The organism is Chloroflexus sp., from assembly GCF_034432675.1.
GTDB lineage: Bacteria > Chloroflexota > Chloroflexia > Chloroflexales > Chloroflexaceae > Chloroflexus.
In genome coordinates, this window is sequence record NZ_DAOUBI010000150.1 from 1 (window position 1) to 18,245 (window position 18,245).

Below are 18,245 nucleotides of genomic sequence, written 5' to 3' on the forward strand. Positions count from 1 at the left end.
AGGGGATCGGCACGGCGGTAGCGGTGAGCACCCAATCCGTGAATAGATCATCCAGGTCACATCCACACGCCTGACTGGCGATACGGATCAGATCAGGGCCGGCGATTTCCCGCCAGCGATACGTAGCGACGTATTGTTGGAGAAAGTCGTTGAAGGCAGCTTCGCCAATACGTTGACGGAGTGCGTGGAAAAAGAGCGCCCCTTTTGCATAGGCAATCGGGACGTAGCGCCCATTACTGAGCGCCGCTGGGGGAGTAGCCAGGGGCGCATCGCCGCCCCGCTCGCGCAATCGGCGGTAGCTGGCGCGGAAGGCTTCGAATTCGGCTGTGGCCTGGGCAGGGTTGTCGATCATCTCGTAGTAGAGGATCTGGCTGTAACTCGCCAACCCTTCGTCAAGCCACGCCTCGCCCTGGGCGTCGTTCCCAACTAGCCCGTACCACCACTGGTGGCTGATTTCATGGGCGATGGTCGTCTCCAGTAAGCGGTCGTTGCGCCGGTACAGGTCTTGCTCGATCAGCACTACACCAGGATATTCCATACCGTAAAACTGAGTCAATGCCGCCTGGATAACTTCAAACTCGTTGTACGGGTATGCCCCGAAACGCTGGTTGAAGACCTGCAAGGCTGTGGTGGCAATCGTCAGACTCTGCTCACCGGCGGTCTGATCGTTCGGTTGCACGTAGCTGATCACCCGTATGCCATCTACTTCAGTGCTGATCGGCATGAGGCCCTGGAGTGCCGCCAGATAGAATTCTCGCATCGGCCCACTGACAAATCGGGCTACCTGGCGGTTGTGATCTGTGGTACGGTGCTCAATCCGACTCCCGCTACTAACCAGATGCCAGTCGGCGGGTGCATCAACTGTAACGTCGTAGAGTGCAGTTGCACTGACGGTAAAGTCACCGCGTGACACAATTGGCCGTGTATCCCAGCCCATACCTGGGATGTAGCGGGCAAGCATTGGATAGAACGAGGCAATTGACCAGACCCCAGCCTCCAGATTGTATGCGCCAAAGATGCGTTGACTGGCGTTGCGAGGGGTGCGGGCGGTGAAGGTCATGGTGACCGTTGCGTTCTGGCCGGGGGGAAGCGGTTGCGGTGTGCGCAAGCCAATCAGAGTGTCGCCGTGTAAGGTGCGTGATGGCACCGGTACTCCATCGATCTGCGCCGAAGTCACATCGAGTCGTCCACCAAAATCAGGGTGGTTGGGGTAGAGATGAAACCAGATGGTATCGAAATCCACCTCGCTACGATTGGTCAGGCGAACACTGACTGCACCGCTCAAGCGGGGGCCGGTTGGATCAAGCTGCACCGTGAGAGTGTAACGATCCCAATCTGCATCGGCAAGGTCGGCAGCATGCTCGGCCTGCATCGCCGCCGTTTGGGCCGTGATGAAGGGATCAACGATGGTCGTAGCTGCCGGCGGATCGTCGCGGAAGACGGCACCGGGTGTGAATGTGGTGACGCTACCAAATGCAATGATGATCAGAAGCAATAGTCGTATCATAACGGCATCATACCACAGCCTGGCAGGGATGGTTAAATGCCAAAGCCTGGGAGCGCACACATCCGGCGCGCTCCCTACCCGCAACAGCACACCGTACTTGCATCTCGCGAGGTATTGCAGGCCAGAACCGGTGCGCGACAGCGAGCCATACCGCACCGCTGGTTTTCGCCCCCGGCGAGGGTGGACTACAGCACACTGCGAGACGCGGTACCACCCATCAACACCGGTGCTGTCCTTGAACGTGAAGGTACGTATACCTGCTGATCGTTTCTCACCGCCATGGGCCGACGACAAGAGGATGGTTTGCTGCCTGCCGCTATTTGTTTTTGCCGGAGGTATTGTGATAGCATGCCACATCATCTAACCACCATCTCCGTGCCGGCGTTTGTTACCCTGGAGGCAAAGATACGCCATCGGTTACCGATAGCCGGCATACTTCTCACCGGTTGGGCCAGGAGATAGTATCTGTCTGCCGGAGTGATGGCTGGGATACTCTGTGCGATAAGGGTCTGACACGTTCACAAGCTACAGGCGGCATCGCCCAAAAAGCAGATGTCAGGTTGCTCCTTTTCCCTGGTATGCTGAAGGTGTGTGGGCTGCCTGTTCGCCTATGTGTATGACTGGTTCGGAGCGATTCTGTGACAATGTGACGGTTGGACATTGTTTACTTCTCGTGCGCCATACCGCTGAATGGAGGCAACGGCGATGCTTAACTGGCTGTTGAACTGGGGTAACCGAACGAAAGCAGGTGTACAGCCGGCAATTGTGCGTGGTGACCGTCCCGGTGTACCGATACCGCTGAATGTAGCGCTAATTGTCCACGATCCTCCTATTCCCGAACGAGGGAACCTGCCGTTAAGCAAGGTGATGGGCTGGTACGATCCTGAAGTACTGGCAGCGCAGTATATCGCCGATCTCCGTATTTGCTCAGGGGGGATTGCCGATTACCGGATTGTCGTGCGGCGCACGTTTACCGATTTTCCGGTGAAGATTGACGGCTTTCGCTACCATAGCGCGACCTATCTGGCTGCCTGGGAACGCCGCATCCCTTTTCATCAGCCCGATGAAGCAGATTATGAGCGATTGCTGGCCGAGATTGGTTTAAGCGATGCCATTGATCGGGGTGAGATTGACGAAATCTGGCTGTTCGGTTTTCCATATGCCGGCTATTATGAGAGTCGGATGATTGGCCCCGCTGCCTTCTGGTGCAATGCGCCGCCGCTACATATTCCTGCCGCACGCCGCTATATCGTGATGGGGTTTAATGTCGAGCGTGATGTTGGCTGTATGCTGGAGAATTTTGGTCATCGGGTTGAGTCGATCATGACCTACGTCTATCGGCATCACCCGGCTGAACGCAATCTGTGGACATGCTTCACCCGCCTTGATGAGTGCGGAAACGTCCATTTTGCGCCTTCCAGCATCCGTGATTACGACTGGGGGAACCCGCGTCGGGTGGAGTCACGGGCCGATGCCTGGTACCAGTTTCCCGACTTGAGCGCACCACCGCGACTGATGGATTGTGCCGAGTGGGGAAATGGCGATATGCGTCTCCATCATCTCTGGTGGCTCGACCATCTGCCGCGAGTTGCCGGTGAAACCGATGGCGTCCTCAACAACTGGTGGCATTACATTTTACAGCCGTGGCTCGTGCAATGATGTCGTCAGCACAGCAAGCCGGGTGGTGGCAACGGTTAACCGCCTATTTCAATAACGGTCAGCATACATTAATGATGGCAGCCTATGCCGTCATCACGGTAGCGCTGGTTGAGTATATCCTCTTTCATCGTCATCTACCGGCAGAACGCTTTTATCCGGTCATAGTGCTCTTGAGTCTGCTGCTGGCCCTTAATGCGGCTTGGGATAGCCTGCAACTGCGCTGGGGTGATGTGGTCGCCAATCGCCTCTTTTTCGGGCTGAGTTCATTGATCTTTCTCGTGGTCAATTATCTTGGTCTCGATGAAGGCTGGACATTCCTGCCCTTCATTCTCTTTGTGGTTGGCTCGCAGGCCATCATCGGTCTCGGTATCTGGCCTGGTCTGGCGCTCAGCCTCTTGCTCTACGCCGGCTGGAATGGCGTGCTCTGGCTGCGTGGCGTATCGCCAACCCAAATCCTGACCCAGGCGCCATCGATTGCGCTGGGTCTCATCTTCACCCTCATCTTTTCCATCGTGTTAGCGCGGCTCAGCGAACAGATGGCGCGCGCTGAGCGTCTGGCGGCTGAACTACGGGCCGCGAATGAGGCGTTAGCAGCTTCGCGCGAGCGCGAGCTGGCCCTGGCTGCGGCTGAAGAACGGGTTCGCCTGGCGCACGAGATTCACGATGGCCTGGGCCATCATCTAACCGCCCTGCACGTGCAGTTACAGGCCGCAGCCCGCTTACTCGAACACGATCCGGTTCGTGCTGCGCAGGCACTTCATCTATGTCGCGAAGCGGCACAGGCCGCCTTAGCCGAAGTGCGTCAGAGTGTGGCTCTTATGTGCAGCAATCCACTTGCCGATCAGCCGTTACCGGTCGTCATTGAACGGCTGGTACACCATTTCAGCCGGGTCGCATCCTTCCAGATCAGGTTTGAACAGGCGGGTGAGATTGGTGAGATTTCGCCGGCAATGGTCATGACACTTTTCCGCGCTGCGCAAGAGGGCTTGACGAACGTGCAAAAGCATGCCCAGGCCACGTGTGTAACGGTGCGATTGCTTGCCGATGTCGAATCGGTGCGTCTCGACGTGATCAATGACGGGCCGCCCGCTCCTGCGATTGGCGAAACCGGTTTTGGTCTGGCCGGATTGCGCGAACGGGTTAGCCGGCTGGGTGGCGAGATACAGGCTGCACCGCAACCGGAAGGTGGTTTTCTCCTTGCGATTGTGCTTCCCCGCAGATCGAGAAATGCATGACAGGGTAAGGCGGAGATCGCTCATGTGTATCGCTGAAAACCTCTTTGGCGTCAGGGTATCGCGAAGTGCGGAAGCCATACTTCCGCGTCGCCCCAGTCTGGTGCCACGAGCGCCGGGGGTGTGTCGGACTACCTCCCGAAATATATTGATTGTCCGTCCCAGAACGGTGACAGAGTGTCCAGCGGTTAGAGCGAGAACACATCCTTACATCACATCCGCCGCTAACGCGATCGCAGATGCTGTGCCGTGTCCGAACAGCGTTGCCTGATACGTGGCGCTGTAGTAACGTTAGACGAGGGGGCTATGATCCGCATCCTGTTAGTTGATGACCAGACCCTGGTACGTCAGGGTATTCAGACCCTGCTCGATCTCGAAGCAGATTTGACAGTTGTTGGCACTGCCGTGAATGGTCAGCAAGCCATTGAACTCGTTGAGCGGTTGCAACCGGATGTTGTTCTCATGGATATACGGATGCCGGTGATGGATGGGGTTGCCGCCACCCGCGAGATTTGTCGGCGTTGGCCACACATCGGTGTGATCATCCTGACCACCTTTGATGACGATGAATACGTGATTGAGGGCTTGAAAGCCGGTGCCCGTGGCTACATGCTCAAAGACGCCGACAGCAGCGACATTGTCGCCGCAATCCGCATTGTGGCCCGTGGTGAGGCATTGATTCAGCCGAGCATCACCCGCAAAGTACTGGCCGAATTCTCGCGCCTGGCCGCTTCGGCACCGGCCACCCGGCCATCGCCGTTAGTCGAGCCGCTTACCGAGCGTGAGATGGACGTACTGCATGGCATTGCTGCCGGACACTCAAACCGCGAGATTGCCGATCAGCTCTGTATCAGCGAGGGTACTGTCAAAAACTACGTCTCCAGCCTGCTGGCCAAACTGGCCGTGCGTGACCGCACCCAGGCCATCATCCGTGCGCGTGAATTGGGGTTGTTGTCGTGAGGTCGGGGTGAAGCACGACTCACCCCGACACCAACTGTTATCCGACGCGCTTCACCGTCTGCGTGCTATACGTGCTCTCGAAGATTTTGTCGGCGTTGCCGGCCTCGAAGCCTTCGCGCCGATGCTCTCGCCGCAGCTTGTGTGGCGGCAGATGGGCAAACTCGTCGAGCGGACGCCGTTCGGCAAACTCAACATACGAACCGGCAATCTGATAACGTTCGCCGCCGGCAAACTCAGCCCAGATCATTTCGGCTACTGTGCTCGATTGCAAGAGCTTGCCGTCGGGGCTGGCCTTAATCTTCCCTCCGGAATCGTTCAGCTTAAAGCCATGCCGTTCGAGGAACGCATTGAAATCGGCAATCGTGTTGTAGCCGGTCGGTAGATTGTGGACGGTGATCGTAAAGTGGTTGAGGTAGTAGCGATTGTAAATCACCCAGGCCGCATACTCGCTCTCGGCAGCCAGCCGCTGGTAGTCGGCCCACGTCGGCAGGCGCCAGAGTGGGCGGTGCAGAAACTCGTCAACCTGCGCGGCATCGTCCAGATCAAGGGCATCAACCGGATCAGATGTCACTTCATCGGTATAGCTGTGAATGATGGTCGCTGCTTCTGGGGAAAGATCGTTCACCCGCAGCTCAGAAATGAAGATACGGGGCAGATCGGGGCGAGGCGGATGGTACCAGAAAGCATCAAGCTTCTTGGCCGGGAAGTGGTACCGATCACGCCGTTCATAGCCGTAGTGCAGGAAAATCTTCTCCAGCGAGCGAATGCCGAGGTGCGACACACCCATCGTGCGGAAGGCGATATGGTCGTTCTCGATCTGATCGGGTGAGGCAATAATCCCTTCGCGAACCATAGCCTGCGCAATCGCGCTGACATCAGGTACCCGTTCGCGATAACGGCGCATCAAACCGTCGAGTACCTGCTCAAAGATGCGGATACGGTCGGTGGTTGTGGTTGTCATAACTCCTCGCGCTACTCACACCACGCCTGCGTGGTGACTCTCTTGTAGAGGTATCTTACCCGATCACCGGTCTGGTTGTGGATACGCCAGAAGATGGATTCAGTTCACGGTGGTGACAGAGTAGCGCAGTGGCAGCCAGACCCGCACTTCCGTCCCGTCGCCAGGACGAGACATAATCATACACTGACCGTCCAGTGCAGTTGCCCGTTCGCGCATCTGCCGTAAGCCGAAGTGCCCGGCAGGTGGTTCCTCACCGGGATTAAAGCCAACTCCATCATCCCGCACGTGGATAATCAACCCCTGGTCTCGCACTCCCAGCTTGATCCAGACCCGGCGGGCCTGCGCATGCTTGGCAACATTGTTCAGGGCTTCCTGCACAAAGCGAAATGCTGCCAGCTCAAGCACCGGTGGCAGATCGGGCGGCAGTTCGGCGAAGTCAATCGAAACGTCCCAGTCTTGCTGCTCGGCGAATTCGTTAATGAAGCGGCGTAGAGCGCCGGCAAAACCCAACTGCCCGATCTCAATTGGCCGCAGGGCAAAGATTGCCCGTCGCAACTCTTCAATCTGGCGGCGCAGATTGGCTTTGAAAGTAGCAAACTCTTCGCGTAAATGTTCTGGTTCCTGGGTCAGCCAGTCTTCCCACAGATCAATCCGCATCCGCATAAACGCCAGCGACTGGGCAACACCATCGTGCAGATCACGCGCAATGCGGGTACGTTCAGCACTAATCGCTCGCTCAACCGCAGCAATACTGGCAATCGCTCGATCCCGGCGCCGGCTATTTACCACCGCCTCCGTCAGCTCTCCGGTCACCGTCGCCAGCAACGGCTGAAGTACCGGCTGACGGGTCTCGCGTAATGTGGCGGGACCTTCTTTGAGGAAGGCTTCAATCCATCCAATCGGGTGGGCATCGTGCTCTACCAATGGGAGCACCAGGCATGCTGCCCAATTGCATCCTAAATGCGGTGACAACACCACCGGTTGATCGGGGGGTGACGTCATCGAGCGCAACCGAAACGCTGTTCGGGCGCGTTCCAGCTCTCCAGCGTCGATCCCGGTCACGCGGGCCGTATACGGCTGACCCTGCTCGTCCATCAACACAATCGTAGCTGCACCGGCATTCACCAATCGAGCCGGCAGCGTGATCGCATAATCGAGCACCTCATCAAGCGTGGCGCTCGACGCTACCCGCTGATTGATCTCGTAGAGTAATTCGAGGCGCTCGTTACTCTCGCGCAGGGCGGCCAGCATACGCGCTTCATTCGAGATCCGCAACCGTTCCTGATGGATGGCCCAGCTCAACACACCCCAAATCGCGGCAAACGCCAGCAGCCCCCACACAATCGGATCAAGCGCTCGTCCGGCGGGTGTCTCCATCGCGGCATCGAAATACCACCCTTCCACCAGGCGGGTCAGCGCAAACAGCAACCCCACCACTGCCGCGAACGGCCAGCGCAGGCGTACCAGCAATTCAATCGTATCAGAGGGTGGTGTCTTCATGGGTCTGACTTCATCACACGCTCGAACGCCCGGTAGTGTAACGGCAGCGCCTGTTCCAGATGACGATCAGCCACTGCCCAGGTATGCGCCCCATCGGGCAGGGCCGCTATCGGAGTCGCATTGGCAATACCGAGGGTCGCCAGCGCCCGGAGCAGATACTCACCCCGGTAAAAGTTTGCACCCCACGGCTCAATGTGCTCCGGTCCATACTGAATCATCCAGGTAATCCGCCGCAACGCAGCCCGATTAGCCCGCATCAACAGACAAATCGGGTTGTGATCGCGCAAACGATCCGGATCGCGCGGTCGTCCCAGTGCCGGATCGAACATTGGCGCGGTGAAGAGCGTATCATAGCGCCGTGATCGCCGACCGTTGTCGCTGGCGTAAGGAAACGACCCATCATAGGCGCTGACACTGACAAACAGCTCTGGCTGCAGGGCAACCGCTTTGACGGCCATATAGCCACCGAGCGAAAAGCCGGTGATTGCCCTGGCCTGGGGATGCGCGTGAAATTCCCGTTCCAGCAACGGCAACACTTCCTCAAAAAAGAACGTCGCAAACCGACCACTGCCGATCCCTTCTGCATCGGTCAAATGTGGTGCCGCAAAATCGGCCAACAAACCGGGAATCCGATTATCGGTACTGGCCAGACCGGGCATCGCCAGAATCAACGGCCCAATCTCCCCTCGTGTGCGCACCCGCTCATAAACATCAATAGCGCTCCCCATCCGGCTATCATCTTCGCGCCGATTAACCCATTCCCGTTCATGACCGCGCAGCAGATAAACGACCGGCAACGCCGGGCCGTGGGGATGGTACTCTGGCGGCGTATACACATACATCCGCCCCTTCACCCCCAGGCTACTGCTCGTCCACTCAATCAATCGTGCACGCGGATCAATCTCCATTGCCCTGCTCTGGTGGCGTGTTCAAAAGGCGCTCAAGCAGATCGGTCGCCGCGACTCGGCGGGGCAGCGGTGGTGGCAGATCAATGGCCGGCTCGTTCGGCTCAATCGCCGGCGCATCACCAAACGCACGGCGCGGACGCGGCAACGGCGGCGGCACAGCATCGGCCACCTGCTGCTGACGGGGCAACGGCGGCGGTATGGCCGCATCGGCAGCACCTTCAACAGCCTGCGACCCTTCGCCCAACACCGGCGCATCCTGCTGCCCAAACCACTGCTGGTAGGCATAAGCGATCACCGCCAGCACTGCCGGCAGCAACGCCAGCCACGCCACCACCTGAAACATCGCACCGTGCGGCGTATCGGGATTAAGCATCGCAATCACCGCTGCCGCCACCGCCAGCATCAAACCACCACCCCAAACCCGGCGAAACCAGCCCACATCCCGCCAGAAAAGCGTCAGCCCGATGACAATCAGCAGCAATGTAATCAACGTCAGTATCGGCCCCACACCGGCCACAGGCCAGGTAGCCAGACTAAAACCACCCAGCACAAACACCAGACAACCAAATGTCCGCTCCGGCCCCCGCAAAAGAGCGCCCAATAACCGACCAAATCCCCGCATAACGGCTCCGTTGGCTTACCCTGTGTATAGTATACCATCCCACTCGCGCCCAACCCGCTCTCGGCGAACCGATAGACCGATGGGATGGGGAAAAATAGAATCGGTACAGCGTTGACACCTGCACCGCTATAGAGTACGCCACAGCCGCAGCCCGCCACTGCAAAAGCGGAGATGGTTTCTGGCGCATTCCTGCGATCATTGCGGCGTGGATATGGAGGAATAGAACTTATTTCATAAAAGCCGTACTCTCGTGCTACGAGACCGTCGCCCAGGCGCATGCGCACTTGCCAATCACCAATGATAGCCTACCCTGCTCCTGGCCTGTTGGCAAAGAGCAGCACCGACGTTACATCACACGCTGGATGGGTTGCCTTACCCGCTCGTTATGCGTGTGGCGCGGCGTTTGGCGTGCGGCAGCCATGCTGCCGCAGCAGCCGTGCTCACGATCCAGTGCATGGCACGCTGTTGCCCATACTGGTCACGAGGATGCTGTGTTTGCTCGTCACGATCAACGGTAGAGAACATCTAACAGCAGTATACACCTCATTCACGACCTATAGCTGTTTTCCACCTTCGCATCACTGGACTCTGACATTCGGTTGGGAAAAGGTAACTTTATGCAGACGACTTATGGTACCATACGGTGGAAAGATACTATTGTTCGCGCACAGCAACGTGCCTCGTGGGGGATAGATCTATGCCGCGGGTGTTAATCTTGCACGCATCGGTTGGAACCGGCCATAAGCGTGCTGCTGAAGCATTGGCTGCTGCTTTTAGTCGTCGCCAACCGGGTGAGGTACGGGTTGAAGACGTACTTGACCACACCTCACGTCTGTTTCGCCTTGCCTATGCACGCTCATATCTTGAATTGACCGACCGGGCGCCGCTGGTGTGGGGCTATTTTTATACGCAAACCAATGCCGATCCGAACCTGGCCGAGATAACGAACAACATCCGCAAGCTGGTTGAGGGCATTGGTACTAATGGCTTGAAAGAGGTCTTGCGGGCATTTCAGCCAGAGGTCATCATCTGCACCCATTTTCTCCCGATGGAGCTGCTGGTCAGTTATAAGCGCAGTGCGCGCCTGACCGAACCGATCTACTGCGTGATTACCGACTACGCAGCCCATACCTTCTGGACGTACACCGAGATCGATGGCTATTTTGTCGGTGACGAGCAGACACGCGCTCAACTGATCGAACGCGGTGTTAGTCCACAGCAGATCGTCGTGAGTGGGATTCCGATTGACCCGGCCTTTGCCCAGCCCAACGATTGCCGCGAAGCACGACAACGGCGTGAACTCCCGCTTGAAGGGACGGTCATTACCCTCTTTGGTGGTGGGGTTGATGATGAACACGTGCGATTGATCGTCAGCGGTCTCATGCAGAGTTCGCTTGAAGCAACCCTGATCGTGGTTGCCGGGCGCAATACAACTCTGGTCGAGTCGTTAAGCGATTTTATTTCCACGCCGAACATTACTCTGCGCGTGTTGGGGTTTGTCGATTACGTTGACGATTTGATCTCCGCTAGCGATCTGGTCATCACCAAAGCCGGTGGTCTGATAGTGAGTGAGGTTCTGGCTCGCGGTACACCGATGGTTGTCATTGATCCCATCCTCGGTCACGAGGAATGGAATGCCGATTATGTCGTCAGTACTGGGAGCGGCATTCAGCTCCGTATGTGCGAGTCAGCACCTCGTGCTGTACTGAACCTCCTTAACCATCCAACCATGCTGGTTGAAATGCGCCGTTGTGCACAGGCGGCAGCGCATCCGCGGGCGGCGCTTGACATTGCCGAAAAGGTGATTGCCGATCTTGAGAGTCACCGCCATGACTAATGCTGTGAATCGACAACCGATTGATGTCCTGTTTGCGATCTCTGATACCGGTGGTGGTCATCGTAGTGCTGCGGTGGCAATCAGTGCTGCCCTTGAGCAGATGTCCGGTGCGAGTATCACCTGGGCCATTGAAGACCTCTTGCAGGCAACGAATGTTCCCGGTGTACGTAGTGCGCCCGGTCTCTACGATCAACTCTCAACCCGCTGGTTAAAGCTGTACAATTTCTCATTCCAACTGACCAATTCCCAATCAACGGTCAGCTTTCTATCGCGGATTGTCTACCTGATTGCCCGCCAGAACCTCAATCGTCTGCTGACCGAGCGGCGGCCACGACTGGTGGTCGTCACCCATCCCCTCGTTCATCGCCTGGTGTGTGCGGCCCGGCGACGGCAGCATTCGTTCCGCGTGCTGACCGTCGTGACCGATCTCGTCACCCTGCACGCATCGTGGAGCTATCCTGGTGTCGATCTGGCACTGACCCCAACCGACGAAGCGTACCGGTTAATGCACAAACGCGGCATGAAATCCAGCCAGCTCCGGCGCTGTGGTTTTCCGGTGCATCCCAAATTTGCTGCCGAGCAACGTGATGCCCCAACTGCCCGCCGTGATCTTGGACTGGAACCGGATCGGTTCACCGTCCTGTTGACTGCCGGTGGCGTCGGGTCTGGTCGTCTTGGCGAGCTGGTGCAAACCCTCGAACAACAGATGCCCGATAAACAATTCCTGGTTGTGACCGGCAAGAACCGGGCGCTCTACGAAGAGCTACGCAGTGGGCCACGACTACCGCATACCCATGTGTTTGGTTTCGTCAACAACATGGAAGAGCTGATGGCGGCTAGCGATGTGGTGGTCACCAAAGCCGGCCCCGGCACGTTGATGGAAGCGTTAGTTATGCGCAAACCGGTCATCGTCACTGAGGCGGTCGGTTTACAGGAACACGGGAACATTGATTTTGTGCTGAACTACGAGTTAGGCTTCTTCTGCCCCACCAACGAACGGATTGTGGCCGCAATCAGCCAGCTCGAAGACCCGGTGCGCTACGCTGCAATCGTCGAACGACTCAAACATGCCGTACCGCGCGACGGGGCAATCCAGATTGCCCGCGTGATCCACCAGCAGTTGAGTTTGCAGCCGGTTGGGGGATCATAACACGAATCCAGATTAGCAGCCTATAATTTCCACCTGTAATCCCGTACCATCTGCATCCATCACGCAGGAGCTTCTTAGAGAGCCTCTCCTGCGGGATGTTTGTATGTTGCTGCCAAATTTACTCCTCTTTCGCATTTCTTAAACATGAATCGCTGTTTGAACGGGTCAAAAGGTCTATCCGGTACCGTGCTGGTCGTGTTATCGGTCTGTATTAGTTGTGAAGCATTGCGCGTGTAACACCTGCAAAGGAGTGCCCGTATGCTGCGCTATCGCCTTCTCTATCTCCTGATCGTCGCCCTCTTGTTGAGTAGTAGCTCGCCACTGGTCGTACAGGCGGATCGCCAAACACCCCTGCCGGTTTATGCCGGTACCCGTGAGCAGGCAGTTTAAACAGCAGTGCGCGACCAGAAAGGAGGATCTGCAACTTGATCACGCTGGTCACGTACTGTACCGCTGACGGCATGCTGATCCGCTGGCCGGCGCCTGATGGTCGGATTGCCTGTCTGGAGTACGCCGTGCAGGAAGGAGGGTCGTGGATCAGGCACGTCGGTACCGCGAGTGCCATTCCGGCTGAGACACTCTTCGTGCTTCATGCACTATAGCCAGACACCACCTCCTGCTTACGCCTGATCGCGATGGATAAGCAGCATTGAAGATAGAGGTCGTTGCTATCGGGTTACCGCAGCACCTGCACTTCCCTTTGCCATTGACGATATCGTCCCGCCGGTTCGTATCTATGTCCCGCCGATTCGACGCTAAGTTGGGCAAAGGATGGTTCTATGCGTACACGTTCTCTCCGTCCAGGGTGGTTATCGTTTGGCTTGATTGCGCTGCTTCCGCTCGGTGTGGTGCGGCCACGATACCGGCTTGATCTGCCCTATGATCGAGTTGTGCCGTGTTGGATGATGCCCCTAGCTATGGGTGAAAGTGCGTTCGTCTATTCACAGCGACATCACGCGCCGGATTGGCTACGTTCCAGGCTCTGTCGTGCCCAGGTACGTGGTTGGGCGTGCGGAAGCATACCTCCCGCACGCCACCACCTCGTTAAAACCCGCGCACAGTATCTAACCAGCGCTATCTGGAGCTTTCTTCCCTTACCCCGACGCCGTCTCTGTGGAAACAGCGGTAGTTCCCTGGACTGCCAGCACCGCAGCGATCCGCTCGCCTGCCTGTACACCGCTGGCCCAGGTTTTGGGCACTCCAACACCGTCACGGTAGCTGCCGGCAAACTGGATAGTCGGCAGGCGTTGTTCGAGTTGCGCGAGGGTGGCAATGCGCTCGCGGTGCCCAAAGGTGTACTGGGCAATGGCTGTTCGCCAGCGGGTAGCATGGGTAAAGGTCGGTTGCCCTCTGATCCCCAGAAGCTGGTGATGATCGCGAATGGCCGCTTCAATCAGGGTTTCGTCACTCCGTTCGGCTAGTTCGGGTCGGATAGCACCTCCGCTGAGGGTCGTGGTGAGAATGTGATCACGAGGGGCGACGTGCGGGAAGATGCTTGATGTCCAGAGAATACCGAGGAACTGACGCTGTTCACTTGAGGGGGCCAGAACACCAAAGCCGCTCAATTCCCGACCGGTCTGGTCACGACGAAAGCCGAGATGTACCACTGCCACCGGCGCATACGGAATGCCACGTAGGGCATCAGCCGCTCTTTGATCAAGCGACTCAATGAGATCAGCCGCAGTAAAGGCCGGCGTAGCGATAATGACACTGCGACTGATGAGTGTCTCCGGGCCGTTTGTACCATCAACTGTCACTTCCCACCAGGTATTGCGTTGTTGGAGCTTGACCACGCGCCGTTCCGTCCAGACATTGCCGGTACCCAGAGCTTGTGCCAGAGCGCGTGGCCATTCGTTCAGGCCACCGCGGAAGCTAAAGGTGCGGCTACGCATCTTTGGCTCACTCACCTGAGTCTTCGGTTTGGGTTTGCTCAGCATGCCGCGCACGATGCTGCCACTGCGCTGGGCCGCTTCCCACAGTGATGGAAAGACTGCCGCCGCCGAGAGCCGTTGCGGATCGCCGGCGTAGACTCCGGCAACGAATGGATCAAGGAGATGGGCGGTAGCCTCTGCACCAATCCGGCGAGTGAAGAAGGCAGCAACGCTTTCATCGGAATCGGTCGATCCACGGTTAATGAACGGTTCGGCCAGCACCCGCAATTTACCCCGCCACGAGAGTAAGCGCGTGGTAATCAGCCCGACTGGTGAGGTTGGGATTTCAACTGGTGTACCGTTGATCAGGATGAACCGCCGTTTGCTACATGGTGCTGCCAGCGTGATCCGTTCGCACAGACCCAGATCGATCAGTTCCTGCCATAATCGCGCATCGCCGGTACCCACTGTGTTCGGCCCACAATCGAGAATGTAGCCTTCTGGTGTGGTGATGGTCTGGATCACACCACCAACGCGATTGGTCGACTCGATGACCAGGACCCGATAACCACGCTTGTGGAGCGTGTAAGCCGCAGCTAAACCGGCAATGCCACCGCCAATCACTACACTGTCGTATCCCGCCATCATGTGCGTTTCTCCTCATACCGTACTCGAGAAGACCGGCCGTTCTGTTACCTGTTGGAGGTATCGATCAAGTTCCATCGCCAGATTCCGGATAAAGAAGCGCCCGCGCTCGGTGACACGTAACCGGTGTGGTTCGATGGCTACTAGGTCATCGGCTGCGTAGGCGGCAATTCGTTCAATCTCAGGCGCCAGGACATCGCCTAGCCGATTGCCGTAGGGCGGAAGTGAAAGATCGAACGGTACTTCGAGGTTGCACATTAGATGCATAATCGCATGCCGACGCATCAAATCGTCGTCACTCAATCGCATACCGCGGTTGACCGGTAGCTGACCCGCATCAATAGCCCGCTGATAGCGTCCCAAACCGGCATCATTCTGTACATAGCGCCCAGCCAGGTCGCCGATTGCACTCATCCCGAACCCAATCTGGTGTGGCGCTGGTAAGACGGTGTAGCCCATAAAATTGCGTTGTAACCGGCGTTCACGGGCAGCAACAGCTAATTCATCACTCACCAGCGCAAAGTGATCCATCCCGATCCACTCATAGCCCGCGGCGGTCAGGGTGTCAATCGCCTGGCGAAAGAGCTGAAACTTCTCGTAACCGGTTGGTAACTGCCGGGCATCGACACGCTTCTGGTTAGGTCTGGCCTGGGGTAAGTGGGCGTAGCTGAAGCATGCGATGCGATCAGGCCGCAGATCGATCATAGCCTGTAGGGTTGTTGCAAAGCTGATAGGTGTCTGATACGGTAAGCCGTAGACAAGATCGATGTTAATGCTGCAAAAGCCAGCGTCGTGCGCTGCCTTGACGACGGTTTCGGTCTGGTGGAGAGGTTGGATGCGGCCAATGGCGACCTGGACTGCGGGCGCAATGTCTTGCACGCCAAAGCTGATGCGGTTGAACCCCAGTTCGCGGAAGAGAAAAATCTGTTCACGGCTGCCGATGCGGGGATCGACTTCGAGGGCAACTTCTGCTGCTGGATCGAGTGTGAATGTTGTGCGGAGCATACCCATCAACCGCCGGCTTTGCGCTTCATTCAGAAAATTGGGCGTCCCGCCTCCCCAATGGAGTTGCACCACTCGACGATTGCTCCCTAGCGCTGCGATAACCATACTTAGTTCACGTTCGATCCGGTCGAGATAGTGATCAACAACGTCAGGCCGTCGGGTTGAGGTGGCATTGCAACCGCAGTAGGCACAGCGTTCAGCACAAAACGGGAGATGAACGTAAACGCTGAGCGAGTCATGTGTTGCAGCAACGTCGGCTAACGCGGCCAGGTAAGCGTCTGCGGTAAAGCTGTTATTCCAATGGGGAACGGTTGGATAACTGGTGTAGCGTGGGCCGGGTCGGTTGTAGCGATCAATGGTTTCGCGGGTGATCTCAACACTCATAACAGCCCTCATGATAGTTCATTGTAGTACTGTTTTCAAACTACAGCAACAAGAAAAAAACCTCTTCCGTACTTTTCTTTTCAGGCCCGTGATAGTTCTCATTTTAGCATGATAGTCAATCTTTTGAATATTCAGGCAAAAAGCCTCTCGGCAGTAGATTTGCGGTTTCTGCTGATAGAAATGGGTAAAAGTGTAGTTTCTTCTTTGCGAGATTGGTTGCGAAAGTGCAACCATCATCTACCGATTTTTCCTGGATGATGGGCGAAGCCAATCGCTCAGGGCGTTATGCTAGATGCACCTGTCAGACGGGTGGAAGCCAGAAGCTCTTTTTCGTCCATCCACAGTGCAATTGTGTGCTGGAATGAAAACCGTTCCCGCTCAATGGGCGCGTGTGCGTGGTTTGGCAGCAGCCGGGATGCCACACTCACCGTGCGCACGGTCAGGTGCGTATCGTATCGCTTACCTTGCAGGCTGTAGCAACACTCACCATTGGGTGTAATCTTCGCTATTAGAACTTATTTCATAAAAGCTGTGCTATTGTGCTCCCGACTATCGCCTTGCAAATCACCAAAGACAGCCTATCCTGCTCCTGGCCTGTTGGCAGAGCGTAGCTTCGGTCGTGCCGGCATACGCTGGATTGGTTGCTTTGCCCTTCTGTCATACCTGTGTCGCGCTGTTCGGAGTGCGGCAGCCATGCTCACGATCCGGCACGTGGCACGCGGTTGACCCTGCTGGTCACCCGGATGCTGGGTGTGCCTGTCACGATCATAGAGTCGGTCAGGCATGAATGAGATACCTTCTGGCAGACGTTTCTGAAATAGGTTCTACCATCGGATTTCCAGCCTGATCAAATTGAGTTAGGGTTATCCTCAGCTCTCGCTTCTCATGCTATACTGTGATGCCGCATCTGGGCGGTAATCAATGTGATGGTGAGTTTCATGAAACGTTCTCAACGACGACCAATTCGGCTGAGCGCGTTGCGCTGTATTGCGTATGAGGTGGCGCTCAATGGCTGGCGTATTTTGCGCCGTACTGTTAATGATTTCAGCCTCTGGCGATTAATTGAATACCCCTGGGCAACCAAAGCCCTCGAAGTCCGGCGTGGTGATCTGGTGGTTGATATTGGTTCGGGTACGTCATCGTTTCCCCATATGCTGGCTAAGGAGGGGGTAGACGTTGTGGTGCTTGAACTCGATCTTGATCGGGTGCGCTGGCAAAAGGAGAAACGAGCAGCGACAGCCCGCCCAGGTGATGGCCGTTTTTTTCCGCTGGTTGCCAGTGCCACAGCAATGCCACTGCGATCTGATTCGGTTGTACGCATTGCTGCGGTCTCTACCCTTGAACATATCCCGGACGATGAGGCGGTTGGGCGCGAGATCGGTCGCGTGTTAGCGCCTGATGGTATTGCTGTTATTACCATCCCGTATACCAGCGGCGAGCGTACCGGCTTCTTCGCGGGCATTCGGCGTTTCAAGCGCGTGGCCCGTAACGCTTTTGTCCAGGAAGGTAAAGCCGGTTCCTTTTTCCGTTTCTACAACGAGGCGGATATTCACCGGGTATATGTGCAGCCGGCAGGTTTGCAGATTAGTCCTCTGCGTGGTTTTGGCCGTTCAATTCTCAACTGGCGCTACCATGAAACCCGGTTGACTCGATTCTGGCGTACCTTCATTCTGAAGGATTTGCTCCTGGCCTGGATTGTGCACCCACTGGAAGAACGCTTTGATCGCAGTGATCCTCTCTATGTGATGTTTACGCTGCGAAAACCATCCTCAGCCTCCCTCAAACAGTCGGGAACAAAATGACTCCTGCCAGCGTCTTCATCATGGTAAGATGGATCTGGAAGTGACATCGGCTTATGCGCATTCTCTATATCTTACCACGCTACGATAGTGCGGCGATGGGTAACCGTATTCACACAGAGGTCATTCACGCCTGGCGTGACTCAGGGATTACTGCTGAAGTCCTCAGTCTGGCTGCCAATCAGGCGCAACCCACCCGCACGGT

Annotated in this window: 15 protein-coding genes; 8 read left to right on the top strand and 7 right to left on the bottom strand. The window is 56.8% G+C overall.

The features are described from left to right. On the bottom strand, positions 1-1,507 hold a 1,507-nt coding region (locus VAE55_RS11395), incomplete at its 3' end, for a M1 family metallopeptidase (RefSeq protein ID WP_322815902.1). A gap of 705 nt (positions 1,508-2,212) precedes the next feature. On the opposite strand from VAE55_RS11395, the gene VAE55_RS11400 reads away from it, so the two are divergent. From VAE55_RS11400 to VAE55_RS11410, 3 genes are all read left to right on the top strand, one after another. Then, positions 2,213-3,166, top strand: coding sequence for a hypothetical protein (locus VAE55_RS11400; RefSeq protein WP_322815903.1), 954 nt, complete (start codon positions 2,213-2,215; stop codon positions 3,164-3,166). Beyond that, positions 3,163-4,401 (top strand): sensor histidine kinase, encoded by a 1,239-nt coding sequence (locus tag VAE55_RS11405; RefSeq protein ID WP_322815904.1) that lies wholly within the window; start codon positions 3,163-3,165, stop codon positions 4,399-4,401. Before VAE55_RS11400 ends, VAE55_RS11405 begins: the two co-directional genes overlap by 4 nt. 303 nt (positions 4,402-4,704) lie before the next feature. Next, on the top strand, positions 4,705-5,358 hold the full coding sequence (locus VAE55_RS11410) for a response regulator transcription factor (RefSeq protein ID WP_322815905.1): 654 nt from the start codon (positions 4,705-4,707) through the stop codon (positions 5,356-5,358). A 37-nt stretch (positions 5,359-5,395) separates the two neighbouring features. On the opposite strand, the gene VAE55_RS11415 is transcribed toward VAE55_RS11410, so the two are convergent. The 4 genes from VAE55_RS11415 to VAE55_RS11430 form a co-directional block, all read right to left on the bottom strand. Next, the gene (locus VAE55_RS11415) at positions 5,396-6,319 is read right to left on the bottom strand and encodes a DUF1338 domain-containing protein (RefSeq protein ID WP_322815906.1); all 924 of its coding nucleotides are present in this window, start codon (positions 6,317-6,319) and stop codon (positions 5,396-5,398) included. 99 nt (positions 6,320-6,418) lie between these two features. Continuing rightward, a complete protein-coding gene (locus tag VAE55_RS11420; RefSeq protein WP_322815907.1) occupies positions 6,419-7,819 on the bottom strand; it encodes a sensor histidine kinase in 1,401 nt (466 codons plus the stop codon). Continuing rightward, positions 7,816-8,727: an alpha/beta hydrolase gene (locus tag VAE55_RS11425; RefSeq protein WP_322815908.1), complete on the bottom strand. Its 912-nt coding sequence runs from the start codon at positions 8,725-8,727 to the stop codon at positions 7,816-7,818. Before VAE55_RS11425 ends, VAE55_RS11420 begins: the two co-directional genes overlap by 4 nt. After that, positions 8,717-9,349 (bottom strand): hypothetical protein, encoded by a 633-nt coding sequence (locus tag VAE55_RS11430; RefSeq protein WP_322815909.1) that lies wholly within the window; start codon positions 9,347-9,349, stop codon positions 8,717-8,719. The genes VAE55_RS11425 and VAE55_RS11430 overlap by 11 nt, the downstream gene beginning before the upstream one ends. Before the next feature lie 697 nt (positions 9,350-10,046). On the opposite strand from VAE55_RS11430, the gene VAE55_RS11435 reads away from it, so the two are divergent. The 4 genes from VAE55_RS11435 (at position 10,047) to VAE55_RS11450 (ending at position 12,938) form a co-directional block, all read left to right on the top strand. After that, positions 10,047-11,186, top strand: a complete 1,140-nt coding sequence (locus tag VAE55_RS11435; protein ID WP_322815910.1) for an MGDG synthase family glycosyltransferase — start codon at positions 10,047-10,049, stop codon at positions 11,184-11,186. After that, entirely contained in the window at positions 11,179-12,336 is a 1,158-nt protein-coding gene (locus VAE55_RS11440; RefSeq protein ID WP_322815911.1) for an MGDG synthase family glycosyltransferase, read from the top strand. Before VAE55_RS11435 ends, VAE55_RS11440 begins: the two co-directional genes overlap by 8 nt. Before the next feature lie 258 nt (positions 12,337-12,594). Further along, on the top strand, positions 12,595-12,726 hold the full coding sequence (locus VAE55_RS11445; RefSeq protein ID WP_322815912.1) for a hypothetical protein: 132 nt from the start codon (positions 12,595-12,597) through the stop codon (positions 12,724-12,726). Positions 12,727-12,761: 35 nt separating this feature from the next. Continuing rightward, positions 12,762-12,938: a hypothetical protein gene (locus VAE55_RS11450; RefSeq protein WP_322815913.1), complete on the top strand. Its 177-nt coding sequence runs from the start codon at positions 12,762-12,764 to the stop codon at positions 12,936-12,938. A gap of 492 nt (positions 12,939-13,430) precedes the next feature. On the opposite strand, the gene hemG is transcribed toward VAE55_RS11450, so the two are convergent. After that, positions 13,431-14,855: a protoporphyrinogen oxidase gene (gene hemG / locus VAE55_RS11455; RefSeq protein ID WP_322815914.1), complete on the bottom strand. Its 1,425-nt coding sequence runs from the start codon at positions 14,853-14,855 to the stop codon at positions 13,431-13,433. A 12-nt stretch (positions 14,856-14,867) separates the two neighbouring features. Next, complete coding sequence (gene hemN / locus VAE55_RS11460; protein ID WP_322815915.1) at positions 14,868-16,241, bottom strand: oxygen-independent coproporphyrinogen III oxidase; 1,374 nt, start codon at positions 16,239-16,241, stop codon at positions 14,868-14,870. Between the two features lie 938 nt (positions 16,242-17,179). Here hemN and VAE55_RS11465 point away from each other — a divergent pair. Then, positions 17,180-18,043 carry a class I SAM-dependent methyltransferase gene (locus tag VAE55_RS11465; RefSeq protein WP_322815916.1) on the top strand — a complete coding sequence of 288 codons (864 nt, stop codon included), beginning with the start codon at positions 17,180-17,182 and terminating at the stop codon, positions 18,041-18,043. Positions 18,044-18,245 lie beyond the last annotated feature (202 nt).